This window comes from Alcaligenes sp. SORT26 (genome assembly GCF_017377875.1).
GTDB lineage: Bacteria > Pseudomonadota > Gammaproteobacteria > Burkholderiales > Burkholderiaceae_B > Alcaligenes > Alcaligenes parafaecalis.
The window spans coordinates 3301485-3317888 of the sequence record NZ_CP070975.1; the positions used below are offsets into that span (position 1 = coordinate 3301485).

A 16404-nucleotide genomic window follows, 5' to 3' on the forward strand; every position below is an offset into this window, starting at 1 on the left:
AATGAGAACTATTACATAAATAAGTAGGCTTGTCAGATTTACTCGTGGTAGGTCAGCTTGGCGTCAGGCAGTTGAATACTGTCTAAAAAGCTGACTCTCCGGGGAGCAAAGGCAGTGTTCAGGCAAACCGCGGCGGCATAGTTTTCTGCCGGTCGGTGACTGTGCACCACCAAATCTTGCAAGATGGGATGGGGGGATTGTACGGTGCATCCGTGATCTGGGTGACCGTCCAAGGATAATTCTTGAGGCTGAATGTGAAAACCCGTGCCTGCGTGCTTCAGGGCGGCTTCTTTGCCACACCACAGCGCATAGAAGTCCAGATCGTTCTTTAGCCAGATGCGCTCGGAGGCCACACTGCAATGTTCGACCAGGCCGGGTTTGACGGGCAGGCGCATGGCTTCTATGTCTACGCCTATGGCGCGGTCGGCTATTCCGATCAGCACGCGCTCACCGCTGTGCGACAGGCTGAAGTGTAGATCCGTATCGTCCAGGTCCAGAACCGGCTTGCCGTGCTCCAGATTCTTGATGGGAACGGCAAGCGGCGTACAGCCCAGCAAAGGAGCCAGAAAATGGCGTAACGCACCGTGCGCCAGGAGGCTTAAATGCTGGTCTGACTGACGCTTGCGGCGGGCAATAACAGCCAAGGTGCTGTCGGGAATCCGGTTTCGTAACCAGGACTCCAGGCTCGGCGGCAGGGGAAGAGACAGGCTGTACAGAGCCAGCATGTCAAAGTCCCAAATGGCGTTGCAAGAGGGCGGCGTCCTGGCGCAATTGTTCGGCAGGGCCGTCGTACACCAACTGACCATTGCCCAGCAGCAAGGCGCGATCCGCCAGTTGCAGGGCCAGACTCAGATTCTGCTCGGCAATCAGCACGGTAATGCCTTGCTCGTTCAAGGTTTGCAGTTGGGGCAGCAAGGTGTCCTGAATCGTCATGGGGGCCAGGCCTTCGCTGGGCTCGTCCAGAACAATAATGGAGGACTGCGTGAGCAGGGCGCGAGCCAGTGCCAGCAACTGCCGTTCGCCACCACTCAAGGCTGAGCAGGAGGACTGACGGCGTTCGTACAGACGCGGCATGGCTTCGTAAATACTGCCCAGTGTCCAGCGATCATCCGAACGAGGGCGACGTGCCAGTCCAGCCAGACGCAGGCTTTCCTGCACCGTCAAGGTAGGAAAGCGGCCCCGGCCTTGCGGCACCAAAGCCATGCCCAGCAGGGCAATTTTGTGCGTAGGCCAGCCTGCAATGCTTTGGCCGTGAACGGTGATCTGTCCGCTCCACTGTGGGCCCATATTGAACAGGCAATGCAGCAGACTGGTTTTGCCAGCGCCGTTACGGCCTAGCAAGGCGACGCTTTGTCCGGCAGGAATCTCCAGCGAGAGACCTTCCAGAATATCGGCCCGGTCGTAGCGTGCGTTCAGGCCAGAGATGTTCAGCGCCGTGCTCATGCTGTCTCCAAAGCCAGTTCGCCCAGATAGGCTTGGCGTGCGCCGTCGTGCTGGCGTACGGCGTCCGGGGTGCCGCAGGTCAGCAAGGTGCCGGAAGACAGCACCGCAATGCGATCACATTCCTGGAAAACAATATCAATGTCGTGGCTGATCAGCAGCACGGCGCATTGGCCGCGCATGGCATGGACCAGGGCCATTACCTCACGGGATTCGGACTCGGACAGGCCTGCGGTAGGCTCGTCCAGCAAGAGCACGCGCGGTTGCTGTGCCAGGGCGATCAGCAAATCCAGAATACGTTGTTCGCCATAAGACAGGGAGCGGGCCAGCAAGTGACCACGACCGGCCAGAGCGCTGTGCTCCAGCAATGCTTCAGCGGCTTTCTGGCTGGCAGTCCGGGCTGCTTTGCGGCCCCACCAGTGGTAAGCGCAGTCGTGTTTGATGCGCACGGCCAGGGCCAGATTCTGATGCAGAGTCAGTTCAGGAAAGATACGGCTGGTCTGAAAGCTGCGTACCAGACCTTGTTGGGCGCGTTCAATCGGGCCCAGGCTGCGCAAGTCTTTGCCTTCCAGAAATACCTGCCCGCTGGAGGGTGTAGCCAAACCACTGATGATATTGAACAGCGTGGTTTTGCCTGCGCCATTGGGACCAATCAGCCCCAGGGTTTCACCGGCGTGCAGCTCCAGGCTGACGTCCGTCAGAATATCCAGGCCGCCCACATGCAGGGCTAATTCGCGAGTGCTTAATAAAACGCTCATGCGGTCCTCTTGCGGCGCTCTGCCAGACCATTGGGCATGAATAGAACCGTTAGCACAAAAATCAAACCGACCAGCAACTGCCAGCGATCCGTATAGGAGCTCAGGTAGGTCTGGGCAAACAGATAAAAAGTGGCACCTATAAAAGCACCGCGCCAAGTACGTATGCCGCCGATCACACCCATGATGATGAGGGTGGCCGAGAAGCTCCAATGCACTTGCTGCGGGCTGACGTACTGATTCGCAAAGGGATACAGACCGCCAGCCGCACCGGCAACGGCACCTGCAATCATGAAGGTGTAGAGGCGAATGCGCCATGCCTGATAACCCAGGGCCGCCATGCGCAAGGGCTGGTCGCGCAGGCCGGTCAGCGCCAGTCCAATCGGGGCACGGCTAAAGGAGCGCAGCAGCAACCAGCAGATTACCGCCAGCACCAGAGCCAGAATCATCAGGGTATAGGGAGCGCTCAGGGGCAGATCCCCCAGGCTCAGACGCGGGAAACCGCGCAGGCCGTCTGCCCCGCCCGTCAGGTCGCGCCAGCGGAATGCTACTTCCCAGACCAGTTGGCCTGCCACCAGCGTGGCCACCATGAAAAAGAGTTCGGAACTGCGCAGGCTGATCAAGGCCATCAACACGGAGAGCAGGGTGCCTGCCGCAATGCCGACCAGCAGCATCAAGGGCAAGGATGCGCCCCAATACTGGCTGGTGATGGCCGTCGCGTAAGCCGCAAAGCCAAAAACGGCACCGTGGCCCAAAGAGACCAGACCGCCATAACCAATCAGGAGATTGATGCTAAGAACGGCGCAACCGATCAGCAGGGCTTCGGTTCCAAAGCGCCACAAAAAGGCATCGCCCCAGAAATAGCTGCTGAGCAAGACCAGGCAGGCCAAAGCGGGCCAAAGTCCAGTGCGTAGCAGGCAGGTGTTGAGCTTGTTCATTTAAACCTGACGCGTAGCGGATTTGCTCAGACCATTGGGCCAGCAAAGAAGAAGGCCCAGCATGACGGCCAGGGTAGCGGCATTGGCAAAAGCCGGGACCCAGACGCGGGCAAAGGTGGTGACGAAACCCAGGATCAGCGCGCACAGCAAGGTGCCGCGCACCGAGTTCAGGCCACCAATGACGACGACCAGCAAGGCCAGCAAGAGGATCTCTTCATCCAGGCCGGGGTAGACCGACAGCATGCCTGCACCCAGGGCTCCACCCAAACCGGCCAGACCAGCGGCCAGGGCCATACCAATGGCGAACAGGCGGCGGGAGTTCAGGCCCAGGGTTTCGACAATCTGTGCGTCCTGCACACAAGCGCGAATGGCCGCTCCCCATAGGGTGCGATCCAGCAGGAACCAGAACAGCAAGGCCAGCGTCAGACCGGTGACGATCAGGAACAGGCGATAGGTGGGGAAGGGCAGGCCCATGATCCAAACGCCGCCACGCAGCACTTGCGGCAACATGGGCGAGAGCGTGTCGGCACTGAAACCCCAGCGCATCAAATCGGCCAGAATCACGGACAGGCCGTAGGTCAGCAGCACTTGCATCAAGTGGGTACGCTGGTAGAACTGGCGAAAGGGGAAGCGGTCCAGCAACAGGCCCATTAGCCCGCACAGCGCGAAAGCGGCAGGAAAGGCCAGCCACCAGGGGGCGCCGGATGCCAGCCACTGCACGCTGATATAGCCGCCGAGCAGGAAAAAAGAGCCGTGTGTCAGGTTGATGAAGTTCATCAGGCTGAGCACTAAAGACAGCCCCAGCCCCGCCAACATCAGCAGTGCTGAGAAGGACAGGGCATTGAGGATTTGAAGCAGGTAGTAAGACAAGGTGTGGCTCAAGAACGCGGGCCGGGGTCCTGGATACGCTGGTAAGTATGAACCACGGTGTTAAAGGGACGGCCTTGCGTGTCTTTCTCAACCCGGTTGACGTAAATATCCAGAATGGACTGGTTATTGCGTGGGTCAAATGCCATGGGGCCAAAGGCGGTGTTGATGGGTTTGTCCAGCAAGGCTTGCTTGAACGCGGCCTTATTGGACAAGTCGCCTTTCACCGCATCCAGACCGGCCTTGATGACCTGGCCGGTCACGTAACCGGAAGTGCTGGCCTCGCCAGGCAAACGGCCACGGCTGGCCTGGTAGGCCGCCACAAAGTCCTGGGCAGCCGGAGCGCCGGGGGACTGATGGAAGGTGCTGACGCCACCCAAAGCAGCATCGCCCACCGCGGTGATCACGTCTTCCTGGTCGAACAGGGCACCGGGGCCCACGATCTGGATCTTGCCGTGCAGTTGGTAATCCTGCATTTGCTGGTGGAAACGCACCGCATCGGCACCGGCCAGGAAGGTGTAGACGAATTTGGGATTGCTGGCGGCCAGGTTCATCAGGATAGGGGCAAAGTCGGGCGTGCCCAGTGGAGTCCAGATACGCTCGCCCAGCGCGCCGCCTTGTTCCTGATAGGTATTGGCGAAGTCTTCGATGTATTCGCGGCCTGCGGTGTAGTCCGAACCCAGCGTGATGCCGCCAGATTTTTCGATATGCTCGAAGGTCCACAAAGCACCGGTATGACCTAGCATCCAGCTTGTTTTGGTGGGGCGGAAAACGTAGGGGCTGGCTGCTTCACGAGCCAGGCCATTGGCTGCGGCATTGGAAATGAAGGTAGGCAGTTGTGCGTCGTGCACGATGTCACGAATCGCCAGTGCGATATTGGCGCTGATAACGCCGCCCAGAACGTCGATCTTGTCGCGTTCGATCAGCTTGCGCACTTTGCGGATGGCTTCGTCCGGTTTGCCGTGATCATCCTCTACCAGCAATTGAACCTTGCGCCCGCCCATTTCGTAATTGCACTGTTGCAGCATCAACTCCAGACCGGCACGCATGCTTTCGCCCAAGGAGGCGAAGGGGCCGGACAAGGATGTCAGCAAGGCAATTTTCAGGGGACCGTCTTGGGCGCGAAGCAGGCGGGGTACACCAAATAGCAATGGGCTGGCCGCAGCGGCCAGCAAGAGCTGGCGACGTCCAGCACGGGTAGGGGAGAGAGTCACGAGATCTTATTTCCGTAAGAGAACCAAGCGGACCTGGCAAGACATCTCAGGTCGCTGCGCTACTACTAAATGTTAATCATTATCATTTTATGGTCTTTCCTGCCGTAAATAAAGGCTCATTGCCCTTGAATGTCCATTTCAAGCATGGAAAATCAGGGGCAACAGGTCCCGGTTTGGGGCAGATCCAGCAGTAGCTGATGTGCGAAAACGGCCAGTTGGACGCTTTGCAAGCAAGGTAGAGAGGCGTGGCCCTTAGCCCGCCTCACCATTGATATTGGCCCGGATGCGATTCAGGAACTGGCGCAGCAGGGTCAGTTCTTCAGCCGAAAAGCCTTGAATGGCACGGTGATGGATATCCAGCGCGGCGGGCAGAACGTGCAGAAAGTGTTGGCGACCCTGCTCATGCAGATGGATCAGGACCCGGCGCTGGTCCAGGGGATCGGGCTGGCGGGACAGGTGTCCGGCATTTTCCATGACGACCAAAGCGCGTGACAGTGTGGTCTGATCCACATCGGTGTATTGCGCCAGGGTGCTGACGCCCAGTCCGTCGGTTTCGTTCAGAAAAGCCAGAACACGCCAATGCAGCAGAGTCAGTTCATGGCTGCGCAGCAAGGTTTGAAAGTCAGCGTTTAAGGCCGAGGTGCTGCGGTTGAGCAGATAGGGAATAAAGGTATCGTGCCCGGTATAGGCGTCGGTCAGGGGACGGCTGGCCATAGTGAAGCGGCTTCCTTGATGCAGAAAAAAAACAGGCTACTCGTTCCAGATGATTGAGATAGCCTGCGAAATCCCGGTCAGCGCTGCAAGTTGACCGGGCAAGTGGCTGGTTCAGTGTGAATAGAAATTAGTTTGCATGATCCACTTTGCGCTGCAAAGCGGCAATCGTCAGGTTCAGCGCGAAGCCCAGTACACAGATCCAGACCAGGGGTACAAACATATCAATCGTGCGGTAACTGCGAGCGGCGGCGGTCAGCATGTGGCCCAGCCCGTCGGTGGAGGCAATCATCTCGGCCAGAAATACCACCACGCAGGCAATGACTCCGGCTACCCGCACCCCGGCCAGGACGGTCGGGCTGATGGCGGGCAAGATAATTTTCCACAGGCAGGCACTGCGGGATGTGCCTGCAGCACGAGCCGACCAGATCAGCTTGCGGTCCACCGTTTGCGCGGCCACCCAACTGGCCATCAGCACAGGGAAAATGGCGTCTGAAACCACCAGGGCAATTTTCGATGAGCTTTCAAACCCCATGATCAGGATCAGTGCCGGGTAAAGGGCGATCTTGGGGATAGGGGCCAGCAAACGGATCAGTGCATCCAGCAGAAACGAGCTCCAGCGTGTCAGTTGGGCAATCAGGGCCAGGGCGACCCCGGCCACACAGGCAATCAGCAGGCCGCTGATCAGGCGGTAGACCGTAATGCCCAGGTTCTGCCAGAAGTCGGCTTGACTGGCCAGCTCCAGCACGCGCAACAGAATGGACGAAGGCGCGGGCAGCAACTGCGGGCTGACCCAGCCCGAGCGGGTGCACAGTTCCCAGATAATCAGCAAGATGGCCGGGCTGATGCACAAGGACAGACCGGATAGATCCCGGCGCTTGACCGGGCGGGTTTCAGTAGAACGCATAGCTTGTCCCGATGAGGCTAAGGTTTTGGTGGTCATAGCGTCATCCTTTGTCCATCAGGCTCTGGGTGGAGTCATGCCAGTGCGTGCAGCGCTTGCGCACGAACTCGAACAAGGCGTCAAAGGCAATGCCCAGGACCGCCAGCAGCATGATGACCGCATACACCGTGGAGTACTGCGCCATATCCATAGAGGTGAACAGCAGATTGCCTATGCCTTCCTGACGCGCAATCATCTCGGAGGAGACCATCACGATCAGAGCCATGACCACCCCGACGCGGCAGCCAATCATGACTTCCGGCAAAGAGGCGGGCAGCACGATCTTGCCCAGACGGGCCAGGGGTCCCATGCCCATGGACTGGGCTACCCAGATCAGCTTGGGCTCGATACGGGTTGCGCCGTGATAGCTGTGATAGAGCAAGGGCAGGGACACGCCCAGCGCAATGACCAGAATCTTGGAGAAATCCCCCAGACCGAACCACAGCATCAAGATCGGCATCAAGGCCGCTTTGGGCATGGGGTAGGCCAAGGCCACCAAGGGATAGAAGGCGGTATAGACCAGGCGACTGCGGCCCATGGCCAAACCCAGCGGCACGGCCACGACCAGCGCCAGGGCATAGCCCGCAAACATGCGGCCTACCGACTGCAGGATGGCCGACCAGGCCATCGGATCGCTGATCAGGGCGGGCAGTTCGCCCAGGGCCGCCCAGGGGCTGGGGAAGGAATCCAGTCCCACCCAACGGGCCAGCCCCGCCCAGGCCAGCAGCACCAGAATGGCCGCCATGACCAAAGAGGCCCAGCGATTTTCATACCAGTGCTGTGGCGTCATGGGTGGGCCTCCGCCATCAGGGATTGCTCCAGACGAATAATGGTTTCCTGGTAAACCGGATTACGCAGCAGCTCGCTGCGGACGCGGGGGCGGGGCAAGTCAATCTCCACCACCTCCTTGATGCGGCCAGGCGAGCCAGTCATGACAATCACGGTATCGGACAGGAAGACCGCTTCGTCCACGCCGTGCGTCACAAAGACCACGGTATTGCGCAACTGCTCCCATAAGCTGAGCAGTTCCGTTTGCAGGGTGACGCGCGTATGGGCATCCAGCGCCCCGAAGGGTTCGTCCATCAGCAGAATGTCCGGCTCATAGGCCAGGGTGCGGGCAATGGCCGCGCGCTGACGCATGCCGCCGGACAGTTCACGCGGATAGAAGGCGGCGTAAGGCCCCAGCTTGACCTTGTCCAGCCATTCGCTGGCGCGTTGTTCGGCCTGGGCTTTGGGCATGCCTTGTTCGCGCATGCCGTAGGCCACGTTTCCCAACACGGTTTTCCAGGGAAACAGAGCATATTCCTGAAACACCGGGCCCCGGTCTGGACCTGGGCCGGTAATGGGCTTGCCCTTGACGCGGATCTGGCCGCTGGAGCAGGACTCAAAGCCCCCTAACATATAGAGCAGGGTGCTTTTTCCGCAACCGCTGGGTCCCAGAATAGACACAAATCGCCCTGCCGGAATGCTCAGGGCGATGTCTTGCAGGGCCGTATGGCTGCGGCCCTGCCGGGTGTTAAAGGTTTTACCGACACCATCCAGTTCAATCATGGTGTTGCCTCGCGTAAATCAGCCCGGTAGAAGTCCTGCACGTTCAAGGCTTTCTTCAGGAAACCGGCTTTGTGATAGCGGTCGTAAGTGCCCTGGATGGACTCCAGATTGGGCTGCATGTCCGGGACGCGTGCAAAGTCCTGGTCGGTGAACAGGTACTGGGCCAGCAGGTCTTTGGGCGCACGGGTAATTTGGGCTGTTACGTCCACGGCCAGCGACGGGTCTTTGCTAAGCATGCCCATGGCTGTCTTCAAATCTTGCACGTAGGCACGCACTACCTCGGGGTTGGCGTCGCTATAGGATTTGCTGCAAGCCTCGAAAATCTGCACTGAGGGGCTGGCCACTTCGGACAGGGAGAACAGCTTGCGCAAGCCGCCTTTCTTTTCGTTCAGCAAGGCAAAGGGCTGGGCCATGGGGCCCGCATCAATGCGGCCACTGCGAATCGCGTCGGCTGCAGGCGGGAAGCCGGTTTCAACGATTTTTACGTCCTTGTCCGGGTCAATGCCGTTCTGGCGCAGCCACAGCAGCATGTCGAAGTACACACCGGCCCCATAGGCGTTGGTGCCAATGACCTTGCCTTTCAGGTCAGCCGCCGTCTTGATCGGACTGTCTTCCTTTACAGCCCAGTAGACGGAGAAGTGATCATCATCCGAGTGCACGTGCTGGGCCACGATATAGGCTTCCAGACCGCTTTCAATAGCGCCATTGGCCAGCGACATGGGAGCCATGGTGGAGCATTCCAGAACGCCCGCACGCATGGCTTGCACCATGGGCGAGGTGCCCTGAAACTGGGTCCACTGGATCTGGTATTTCTTGCCCAGTTGCGGGAACAGCTCGGGGCGCTTGGCCATCAGATATTTGGCTTCCTCGCCCGGAATGGTCCAGCCTACCCGCAGGGTGGGGACTTCCTGAGCCTGGCTCAGACCGTGACAGCTCATCAGGGCAAACAGCAACGCAGCGGTTTTTTTCATTCCTGTGTCTCCTTGGCAAGGTTCTCGGCGCGGGCAGGGGCCAGGCCGATGTGATCCAGCATTCCCAGTACGCGGGCCAGCACATCACGGCGGTATGCCTGTTGCTGGTCCACTGGGTATTCGTGAAAGCCCTGTCCGCTACGCAGACCGTTGCGTCCACTTTCCATATAGCGGGTGATGATGTCGGGCACGGCGTAGCGTTCCGGGTCCAGGTTCTGCGACAGATACTGTCCGGCGTGGTACAGAATGTCGTTGCCGCCGTAGTCGATGAACTCCAGCACGCCGATGCTGGCAAATCGGAAACCCAAGCCGTAGCGGGTGGCTTTATCAATATCAGCGGCACTGGCCACGCCTTCCTCCACCATGCGAGCGGCCTCGTTCATGATCAGGGTTTGCAGGCGTGGGACGATGAAACCGGGGTGGCAGCCACAGACCACGGGCACTTTGCCGATGGACTCCAGATTGCTTTGCAGACGGCTCAAGGTCTGCTCGCTGGTGCCGGGGTGGGCACTGATTTCTACCAGTGGAATCAGGAAAGCCGGGTTGAGCCAGTGGGCGTTCAGGAAACGCTCGGGATGGCTCAACATGGGGGCCAGATCCGAGGCCAGCATGGTGGAGGTGGTGGAGGCGATCAGTGCATCGGGCTGGGCCAGTTCACCGATGCGGCCCAAGGCATCAGTCTTGGCCTCAAGGGTTTCGGGCACGCCCTCGTAAATCAGATCGGCTTGGCCCAGCACGTGGGCAGCATCACTTAAAGGGGCAACACCAATGCAGGCCAGATAGCCGTCGATCTGCTCGGCAGCGAACATGCCCAGGTCGGCCAATTGCTCCAGTGTGGCGCGTAATTCCTGGCGAATCTCGGCTTCCAGACGGGCGCTATCGGCAGGCGGGCGCGGTTTGAAGTCCAGTAAGGTCACGGCTTGGCCGCGCAGCGCATAGGCCAGGGCAATGCCCCGCCCCATGCGACCTGCGCCCACCGCAACGATACGTTTGATCGGGGCGGGCGTGCTCATCAGGCTCTCCCGGCTTGCAGCATCTCTTGCAGTTGCTCGCGGTTCATCTTGTCCAGACCCAGGCTGGCCAATGTGCGTTGGCCTTGGCGCAGATCTTCACCCACGATGGCACCGGCAATCGCCAGCAAACCTTTGGTGACGGGGGCGTCTACACCGGCCCAGTCCGCCACGGAAGCGAAGAAGGCCAGACCCAGCATGGTGTCTTCACGCATGTAGCGGTGCTCGTGCAAGTCGATCTTCTCGCGCCAGTCGCCGCTTTTTACCAGCTTTGAGTGCGAGGAACGGTCGCCATACATCCACTGGTCGTTTTCGTAGTGGTCGGACAGGGGGAAGTGCGGGGCACCGTAGCCCAGCGCTTCACGAATGCGCATGCGCTCATTGTCCAACTGCGTGGTCACGGCACGTACCGAAGGCTGAGTGCCTTCGTTGTGAATGTCCCAGGCCGGGAAGTGTTCCAGCGGGCCTGCGTTCATCATGATCAGTGGTGGGTGGATGATAGGGCCAGCATTCATCAGGGCGCCGGACAGCGCATCTTCGCAGCGCTCCACGCTGGGGAAAACTTTGCCAATCACATCCAGCGCGTGATCGGTATTGCGTGCGGGGTACACGCCGGTAGGCAGGCGGGTGGCGCGGGTGGTGATGTTGATGACGGTATCGCCATGCTTGCGGGCCAACCAGGGCAAGGTGCCGGTTTCAGCCCAGCTTACATCGGCCTTGTTGCCCGTGCCGCGCACGATTTCGCTCATGATGAAGGAGCCAAAGGTGCCCGGTGGCAGGAACACGACCTGACCGTCCGTCAGGTGGGGAGCCATGACGCGGGCAATATCGGTTTGTGCAATAGCGGGCGAAGGAATCAGTACCAGATCGGCACCGGCGATGGCCTCGCCAATATCGGCGCAGACTTTGGCAATGGGGATGTCGCGCTCGCCTGCTTCGTCTTTCAGTGTCATGACTGGGCGATCCAGCAAGGGCTGCAACTGAGCCGTATCACGACGCCACAAACGTACTTCGTGGCCCTGTTCGCTCAAGTCTGCCGCTGCCGCGTAACAACCGTGCCCGCCACCTAATACCGCTACCTTCATATTCGTCTCCAATCTCTTTTTTTGATTTCTATGCACTTGCATATAAATACAGACTAAAAGATGTTGAGGCCTAAAACAAGAGGAGGAATGGGGGGAGTTACCCTAGGGCGGGAAAACTTGGATATGGAATGAAAAGTCGCAGAGGGCGCGCAGGAAAAACGCCGCTAAGCCGCGCTGCTAGCCAGTTCCAGTGCGCGCAGGGTAGCTTGAGCCAGCACGTGGCCGTGACCGGCTCCGGGCAGAACATGCAAGTTGGCTTGCATGCCTTGAGCTTGCAATTGCGCTTGCAGTTTTTGCATGGTGGGCAGGGTAGGCATGCCATTCTTGCGGCCTTCCGGTCCCGCTGCCTGAGCGCTAAGCGGATACCAGGCCTCTGAGGCACCGGCCAGAATATCCACCTGTACCGGCTTGCCCAACTGCTCTAGCAAGGTCCAGATCAGGGGATCACGCCACCACAAAGAAGGGCTGGCGCACAGGTAATGATGAATGGGCAGGCTTTGCTGGCTAAGGGCGTACAGCACGAACAATCCGGCGTAGGAGTGGCCGTAGAGGCTGATGCGTGAATGGGCTAGTGCAGGCTCCATTCCTTGCGCCAAAGCCAGAGCCATGCGTACTTGTTCGATCATGGCTGGGGCGCCACCGGCTTGCCACTGAGGAACACGTGGGTCTTCCCACAAGCCGCCATCCGGACCGGGTGGGGTGTAATCCAGAGCGCGATAGCGGGTGATCTGATCGCGTTCGCCTTGATAGCCCAGCGACAAGATGGCGCAGCGTTTCAGGGCGGGATGACCGCTTTCTTCCAGCAGGGGCAAGGTCCACTGACCATCAAGCAGGCAAAGCAAAGGCAGGGGGCCTTGTTCAGGCTTCCCGTCTGGCAGGCGCAGCAATACGTGGTGGGGATGGCCGCCCGCAGGCGGCAGCTCCAGTGGAATCAGACGCGACATGAAGGCTCAGGGCGCGGGCTTCAGATCAATCATGTACGTGCCTTCCATCGGCACGGTCAGGAAACGCTGGTTCACTTCTTCCAGCGTTTTCAGGGCCGATACGCCTTGGAAACGGTCGGGATGAATCCAGGTGGCCAGTGCTTCGATAAAGATCATGTGCAGAGGCGAGTCGTTAAAGGCGTGCCAGATGCCGTGGCTATTGCCGCTGCGCACGGCTGGCAAGGCTTGCAGACGGTTGCCGTCGATAATGGCTTGCAAGCTTTCACGGGCTTGCTCTGGCGTCACGCCTGTGCCAATGCGCAGACCGCCCGAGGTGGCGCGTTTGCCTGCGCCAGTGCCGGTGGCTACATAGACCACAGGGGCACGGGAATGAATGTATTCAAAGTTCAGCTTGCCGGTGGAGCTTTTCAGAACGTCCGCGCCAATATTGTGACCGCCTGCATAGCTGATCATGTCGTTGAAGGTGCCCGCGCCGGGGGAGTTGCAGCAGTCTGTGCTGCCTGCATGGGCGTGCACGAATACAGGCGGGTGATCTTCCTTGGGGAGATCGGCCAGTCGCTGGGCTACGCCTTGCATGTGTTCTTCGTAGAACTGAATGAATTCGTCGGTGCGTTCTTTCTCGCCCACGGCGTAACCCAATGCGCGCAGGCTGGGTACGGTGTTTTCCAAGGGGTTCACAAAGAAGTCGATCACGATGACGGGCACTTTGGCGGCAGTCAGGCGCTGGATCAGTGCCGAGTCGCGCGTGTCCTGACCGGGAGTCAGGCCCGCAAAGGCGGCAGTCAGTACCACCAGATCGGGGCGCAGGGCCAGGGCTTGCTCAACCGAGAAGGTGTCTGCCGTATGGCGGCCTACAACGGGGATGTTGGCCAGTTGCGGGTAGCGCTTCAGATAGGTTTCGTATTCGTTGGAGAAAGATGTCTTGAACTCGTCCGACCAGCCTGCAATCAGGTTGGCAGGCTCGGGATGCACCAAAGCCAGCACTGGAAAATGTCGCGCCTGGGTCAGCACAATGCGCTTGGCCGGGCCGGGCAGGGTAACGGTACGACCCATGGCATCGGTAACTTCGATGGGCTGGGCCTGCACGCCCAAAGGCAAGAGCAAGGTCAGCGACAACAGCAGGTGGCGCAGGATGTTCATGGGTTCTCCGAGGTCACAGCACAGGCTCTTGCAGCCCGTCGATAATGATTTGCAAGGTGCCTTGCGAGCAGCTTTCCACGCGGGCACGGACACCATAGGCCTGGGCCAGCGAGTTGGGGGTAATTACCTTGGAAGGCTCGCCTTGCGCCAGCAGACCACCGCCTTCAATCATTAGCGCATAGTCGCTGTGGCGCAGGGCCACATTCAGATCATGCAGGACGATCAGGGTGATCAGATTGTTGTCGTGAGTTTCCTGGGCCAGCAAATCCATCACGTGGAATTGATAGTTCAGATCCAGGGCAGACAAGGGCTCATCCAGCAACAGCAAGGTAGGCTTGCGGATCAAGGCCTGTGCCAGTCCCACCAACTGCTTCTGGCCACCCGAGAGCTGATCCAGATAGTGCATGGACAAGTGCGCAATGCCCAGACGTTGCAGAATGTGCATGATGTGGTCGTGATCCACATCGCGGGCATGGCCGCCGGGGGCAGACGCATTGGCCGCGACCAGCACGGATTCAAACACACGCAGGTGGACCGAGGCGGGCAGGGACTGGGGCAGGTACACCACTTTCTGTGCACGCTGCTCGAAGCTGACGCCGCTCAGTTCCTGACCATCCAGCAAAATCTTGCCGGTTGTGGGCTTGAGCAGCCCTGCCAAAGACTTGAGCAGGGTGGATTTGCCGCTGCCATTGGGGCCCAGCAAAGCCACAAGCTGACCCGGCTGCAAAGGCTCTATGGTCAGCTTGGACAGGATTTCGCGTTTACCGTAAGACAGGCTGAGATCGTGGACTTCAAGCATGGTTCACTTTATTTGGCGTCGCAGCACAACGCCCAGGAAGAAGGGCACACCCACCAGCGAGGTGACAATGCCGACCGGAATAATGATGCCGGGCACAATGTTTTTCGAGGCAATCGAGGCCAGCGACAGAATCACCCCACCCACCAGCGCACTTCCGGGCAAGTAGAAACGGTGATCTTCACCAAACAGGCGGCGGGCGATGTGCGGGGCAATCAGGCCCACAAAGCCGATGGTGCCCACAAAGGACACGGCCAGTGCAGCTAGCAAGCTGATACGCAGCAAAGACACCAGACGCAGACGCGACACATTGATACCAAAGCTGGTAGCGCGATCTTCACCCAGACGCAGGGCGGTCAGCTTCCAGGTATCACGCAGGGATAAGGGCAGAATCAGTGCAAATACGGCCAGCATGATGCCGACCTTGCCCCAGGAGGAGCGCGACAGGCTGCCCATGGTCCAGAACACCAGCCCTTGAAGGGCTTCGGCGCTGGCCACAAACTGCACCAGCGAAACCAGTGCGTTGAAGGAGAACACCAGCGCAATACCAAAGAGCACCAGATTGGCGGTGCTCATGGCGCCCCAGCGGGCCACCGCGTCCAGCAACAAGGCGGACAACAGCGCGAAAACAAAGGCGTTGGCGGCAATGGTCCAGGCTTGCGGGATACCGGGAATCGACAGGTCCAGCACAATGGCCAGAGACGCGCCAAACGCCGCCGCCGAGGAAATTCCCAAGGTAAAGGGGCTGGCCAGCGGGTTATTCAGGATGGTCTGCATTTCCGCACCGGACAGGCCCAGCGCCAAACCAATGGCCATAGCCATCAGGGCATAAGGCAGGCGGATTTCCCAGACGATGACGCGTGTGGTCGGGTCGGACTGTTCGGGGTTGAACAGCGCGTGGCTCAGTTCTCCCAGGCTAAGGCCCGAGGGTCCCAACATGAAGTCAGCCACAATTGAGGCCAAAATCACAAGAACCAGGGCTCCTACCAGGAGCCAGCGACGTCTGAGGATGTGTTGATAGTCGGCCAGCGCGGGGGCCGGAACAGCAGATGTGGACATTAAGTCTCTGAATGATAACCGTTTACATAGAAAGAAAGTATAGTTCATTGGCTAGGGTCTGTTAACACTAAAAGCAGTCTCGAATGAGCAGGCTTCTTGCCTGCTCAGGCCCCCCCGGCCTTGACGTCCTTACCGCGATTCTTCCATGCAGCTTGAACATCTGGATTTTCTTTCCCCTTTGGGCCGACAGTATCGTCTGACTTTGGCGTGGCCGACTACTGCTGCGCCTGCCGAAGGCTGGCCATTAGTCTGTGTGCTTGATCTACCGCAATTTGACGCGGTGCTGGATGCCTGTGAGCAGCAGGCTTCACCAGCCTGTGCCGTGCTGGGAATAGGGTATGGCGGGGAGGTCTGGCGTGATCAGGACTTTACGCCTGCGCTCAACGGAGAAGCGGGCCATGCCCCGGATTTTCTGGCGATGATGCAGGATGTATTCCTGCCCTGGGCCTATGCACAAACATCTTTGAATCCGCAGCGGCGCTTGCTGTGCGGCCATTCCTTGGGTGGCTTGTTCGCCTTGCAGCTTTTGTATCAGCAGCCAGAGTTGTTTGATGCGCTGGTGGTATCCAGCCCTTCTGTGTGGTGGGGGGACGGGTTTCTGGCTCGACTGCTGGCCCAATCCCTTCCCAGCGCTGCCTTGACGATGCCCGTGCAGTTTTCCGTTGGCGAGTACGAGCAAAGCCTGGGCCCGGCAGAGGAAGCCATGCCCGAGGACAAGCGCGAGCTGCGTCGTCTACGTTTGCAGGAGCGCCGCATGGTGGATGGCACCCGTGAGCTGGCGCAGGCTTTGGCGCAGCAACAAGGTGGCGAACCGCGCTTTCGCATCGTACCGGGCTGTAATCACAGTCAGTCCGGTTTGGCCGCTTTGCCGCAAGGCTGTCTGGAATGGCTGGCTGATTAGTCCTGTGTCTTCTTGCCCACAACGACGTGCAGCACGGTGATTGCCTGTATCCTCTGAACGTCCCGGAGCAGACCCGTAT

At 59.4% G+C, this 16404-nt stretch carries 18 protein-coding genes; 1 reads left to right on the forward strand and 17 read right to left on the reverse strand.

The features are described 5' to 3' along the window. Window positions 1-38: 38 nt before the first annotated feature. From JYG33_RS15050 to JYG33_RS15130, 17 genes are all read right to left on the reverse strand, one after another. A complete protein-coding gene (locus JYG33_RS15050) occupies window positions 39-725 on the reverse strand; it encodes a 4'-phosphopantetheinyl transferase superfamily protein (protein WP_207872997.1) in 687 nt (228 codons plus the stop codon). A 1-nt stretch (window position 726) separates the two neighbouring features. Further along, entirely contained in the window at window positions 727-1443 is a 717-nt protein-coding gene (locus tag JYG33_RS15055) for an ABC transporter ATP-binding protein (protein WP_207872998.1), read from the reverse strand. Beyond that, on the reverse strand, window positions 1440-2198 hold the full coding sequence (locus JYG33_RS15060; protein WP_207872999.1) for an ABC transporter ATP-binding protein: 759 nt from the start codon (window positions 2196-2198) through the stop codon (window positions 1440-1442). Before JYG33_RS15060 ends, JYG33_RS15055 begins: the two co-directional genes overlap by 4 nt. After that, window positions 2195-3133, reverse strand: a complete 939-nt coding sequence (locus JYG33_RS15065) for a branched-chain amino acid ABC transporter permease (RefSeq protein ID WP_207873000.1) — start codon at window positions 3131-3133, stop codon at window positions 2195-2197. Before JYG33_RS15065 ends, JYG33_RS15060 begins: the two co-directional genes overlap by 4 nt. Next, complete coding sequence (locus JYG33_RS15070) at window positions 3134-4015, reverse strand: branched-chain amino acid ABC transporter permease (protein WP_207873001.1); 882 nt, start codon at window positions 4013-4015, stop codon at window positions 3134-3136. Beyond that, the gene (locus JYG33_RS15075) at window positions 4012-5214 is read right to left on the reverse strand and encodes an ABC transporter substrate-binding protein (protein WP_222667932.1); all 1203 of its coding nucleotides are present in this window, start codon (window positions 5212-5214) and stop codon (window positions 4012-4014) included. Before JYG33_RS15075 ends, JYG33_RS15070 begins: the two co-directional genes overlap by 4 nt. A gap of 252 nt (window positions 5215-5466) precedes the next feature. Next, window positions 5467-5928 (reverse strand): MarR family transcriptional regulator, encoded by a 462-nt coding sequence (locus JYG33_RS15080; RefSeq protein WP_207873002.1) that lies wholly within the window; start codon window positions 5926-5928, stop codon window positions 5467-5469. A 127-nt stretch (window positions 5929-6055) separates the two neighbouring features. After that, complete coding sequence (locus tag JYG33_RS15085; RefSeq protein WP_243430192.1) at window positions 6056-6832, reverse strand: ABC transporter permease; 777 nt, start codon at window positions 6830-6832, stop codon at window positions 6056-6058. Window positions 6833-6872: 40 nt separating this feature from the next. Beyond that, window positions 6873-7658 carry an ABC transporter permease gene (locus tag JYG33_RS15090; protein ID WP_222667929.1) on the reverse strand — a complete coding sequence of 262 codons (786 nt, stop codon included), beginning with the start codon at window positions 7656-7658 and terminating at the stop codon, window positions 6873-6875. After that, the gene (locus JYG33_RS15095) at window positions 7655-8419 is read right to left on the reverse strand and encodes an ABC transporter ATP-binding protein (RefSeq protein WP_207873003.1); all 765 of its coding nucleotides are present in this window, start codon (window positions 8417-8419) and stop codon (window positions 7655-7657) included. Before JYG33_RS15095 ends, JYG33_RS15090 begins: the two co-directional genes overlap by 4 nt. Then, window positions 8416-9390, reverse strand: a complete 975-nt coding sequence (locus tag JYG33_RS15100; RefSeq protein ID WP_207873004.1) for an ABC transporter substrate-binding protein — start codon at window positions 9388-9390, stop codon at window positions 8416-8418. The genes JYG33_RS15095 and JYG33_RS15100 overlap by 4 nt, the downstream gene beginning before the upstream one ends. Further along, window positions 9387-10403, reverse strand: coding sequence for a 3-hydroxybutyryl-CoA dehydrogenase (locus tag JYG33_RS15105; RefSeq protein WP_207873005.1), 1017 nt, complete (start codon window positions 10401-10403; stop codon window positions 9387-9389). The genes JYG33_RS15100 and JYG33_RS15105 overlap by 4 nt, the downstream gene beginning before the upstream one ends. Then, a complete protein-coding gene (locus JYG33_RS15110) occupies window positions 10403-11485 on the reverse strand; it encodes an NAD/NADP-dependent octopine/nopaline dehydrogenase family protein (RefSeq protein WP_207873006.1) in 1083 nt (360 codons plus the stop codon). Before JYG33_RS15110 ends, JYG33_RS15105 begins: the two co-directional genes overlap by 1 nt. Window positions 11486-11649: 164 nt before the next feature. Beyond that, window positions 11650-12429, reverse strand: a complete 780-nt coding sequence (locus JYG33_RS15115) for an alpha/beta hydrolase (RefSeq protein WP_207873007.1) — start codon at window positions 12427-12429, stop codon at window positions 11650-11652. A 6-nt stretch (window positions 12430-12435) separates the two neighbouring features. Continuing rightward, window positions 12436-13569 carry an ABC transporter substrate-binding protein gene (locus JYG33_RS15120; protein WP_207873008.1) on the reverse strand — a complete coding sequence of 378 codons (1134 nt, stop codon included), beginning with the start codon at window positions 13567-13569 and terminating at the stop codon, window positions 12436-12438. A gap of 13 nt (window positions 13570-13582) precedes the next feature. Next, window positions 13583-14368: an ABC transporter ATP-binding protein gene (locus JYG33_RS15125; protein ID WP_153228861.1), complete on the reverse strand. Its 786-nt coding sequence runs from the start codon at window positions 14366-14368 to the stop codon at window positions 13583-13585. A 3-nt stretch (window positions 14369-14371) separates the two neighbouring features. Next, window positions 14372-15424 carry an iron ABC transporter permease gene (locus JYG33_RS15130; RefSeq protein ID WP_207873009.1) on the reverse strand — a complete coding sequence of 351 codons (1053 nt, stop codon included), beginning with the start codon at window positions 15422-15424 and terminating at the stop codon, window positions 14372-14374. A 145-nt stretch (window positions 15425-15569) separates the two neighbouring features. Between JYG33_RS15130 and JYG33_RS15135 the strand changes: the two genes are divergently transcribed. After that, a complete protein-coding gene (locus tag JYG33_RS15135) occupies window positions 15570-16325 on the forward strand; it encodes an alpha/beta hydrolase (RefSeq protein WP_207873010.1) in 756 nt (251 codons plus the stop codon). Window positions 16326-16404 lie beyond the last annotated feature (79 nt).

What these genes read in the sequence shown, in the direction of transcription:
- JYG33_RS15050 (WP_207872997.1), bottom strand. Translation starts at nt 725, where the DNA reads ATGCTGGCTCTGTACAGCCTGTCTCTTCCCCTGCCGCCGAGCCTGGAG.
- JYG33_RS15055 (WP_207872998.1), bottom strand. Translation starts at nt 1,443, where the DNA reads ATGAGCACGGCGCTGAACATCTCTGGCCTGAACGCACGCTACGACCGG.
- JYG33_RS15060 (WP_207872999.1), bottom strand. Translation starts at nt 2,198, where the DNA reads ATGAGCGTTTTATTAAGCACTCGCGAATTAGCCCTGCATGTGGGCGGC.
- JYG33_RS15065 (WP_207873000.1), bottom strand. Translation starts at nt 3,133, where the DNA reads ATGAACAAGCTCAACACCTGCCTGCTACGCACTGGACTTTGGCCCGCT.
- JYG33_RS15080 (WP_207873002.1), bottom strand. Translation starts at nt 5,928, where the DNA reads ATGGCCAGCCGTCCCCTGACCGACGCCTATACCGGGCACGATACCTTT.
- JYG33_RS15085 (WP_243430192.1), bottom strand. Translation starts at nt 6,832, where the DNA reads ATGCGTTCTACTGAAACCCGCCCGGTCAAGCGCCGGGATCTATCCGGT.
- JYG33_RS15090 (WP_222667929.1), bottom strand. Translation starts at nt 7,658, where the DNA reads ATGACGCCACAGCACTGGTATGAAAATCGCTGGGCCTCTTTGGTCATG.
- JYG33_RS15095 (WP_207873003.1), bottom strand. Translation starts at nt 8,419, where the DNA reads ATGATTGAACTGGATGGTGTCGGTAAAACCTTTAACACCCGGCAGGGC.
- JYG33_RS15100 (WP_207873004.1), bottom strand. Translation starts at nt 9,390, where the DNA reads ATGAAAAAAACCGCTGCGTTGCTGTTTGCCCTGATGAGCTGTCACGGT.
- JYG33_RS15105 (WP_207873005.1), bottom strand. Translation starts at nt 10,403, where the DNA reads ATGAGCACGCCCGCCCCGATCAAACGTATCGTTGCGGTGGGCGCAGGT.
- JYG33_RS15110 (WP_207873006.1), bottom strand. Translation starts at nt 11,485, where the DNA reads ATGAAGGTAGCGGTATTAGGTGGCGGGCACGGTTGTTACGCGGCAGCG.
- JYG33_RS15115 (WP_207873007.1), bottom strand. Translation starts at nt 12,429, where the DNA reads ATGTCGCGTCTGATTCCACTGGAGCTGCCGCCTGCGGGCGGCCATCCC.
- JYG33_RS15120 (WP_207873008.1), bottom strand. Translation starts at nt 13,569, where the DNA reads ATGAACATCCTGCGCCACCTGCTGTTGTCGCTGACCTTGCTCTTGCCT.
- JYG33_RS15125 (WP_153228861.1), bottom strand. Translation starts at nt 14,368, where the DNA reads ATGCTTGAAGTCCACGATCTCAGCCTGTCTTACGGTAAACGCGAAATC.
- JYG33_RS15130 (WP_207873009.1), bottom strand. Translation starts at nt 15,424, where the DNA reads ATGTCCACATCTGCTGTTCCGGCCCCCGCGCTGGCCGACTATCAACAC.
- JYG33_RS15135 (WP_207873010.1), top strand. Translation starts at nt 15,570, where the DNA reads ATGCAGCTTGAACATCTGGATTTTCTTTCCCCTTTGGGCCGACAGTAT.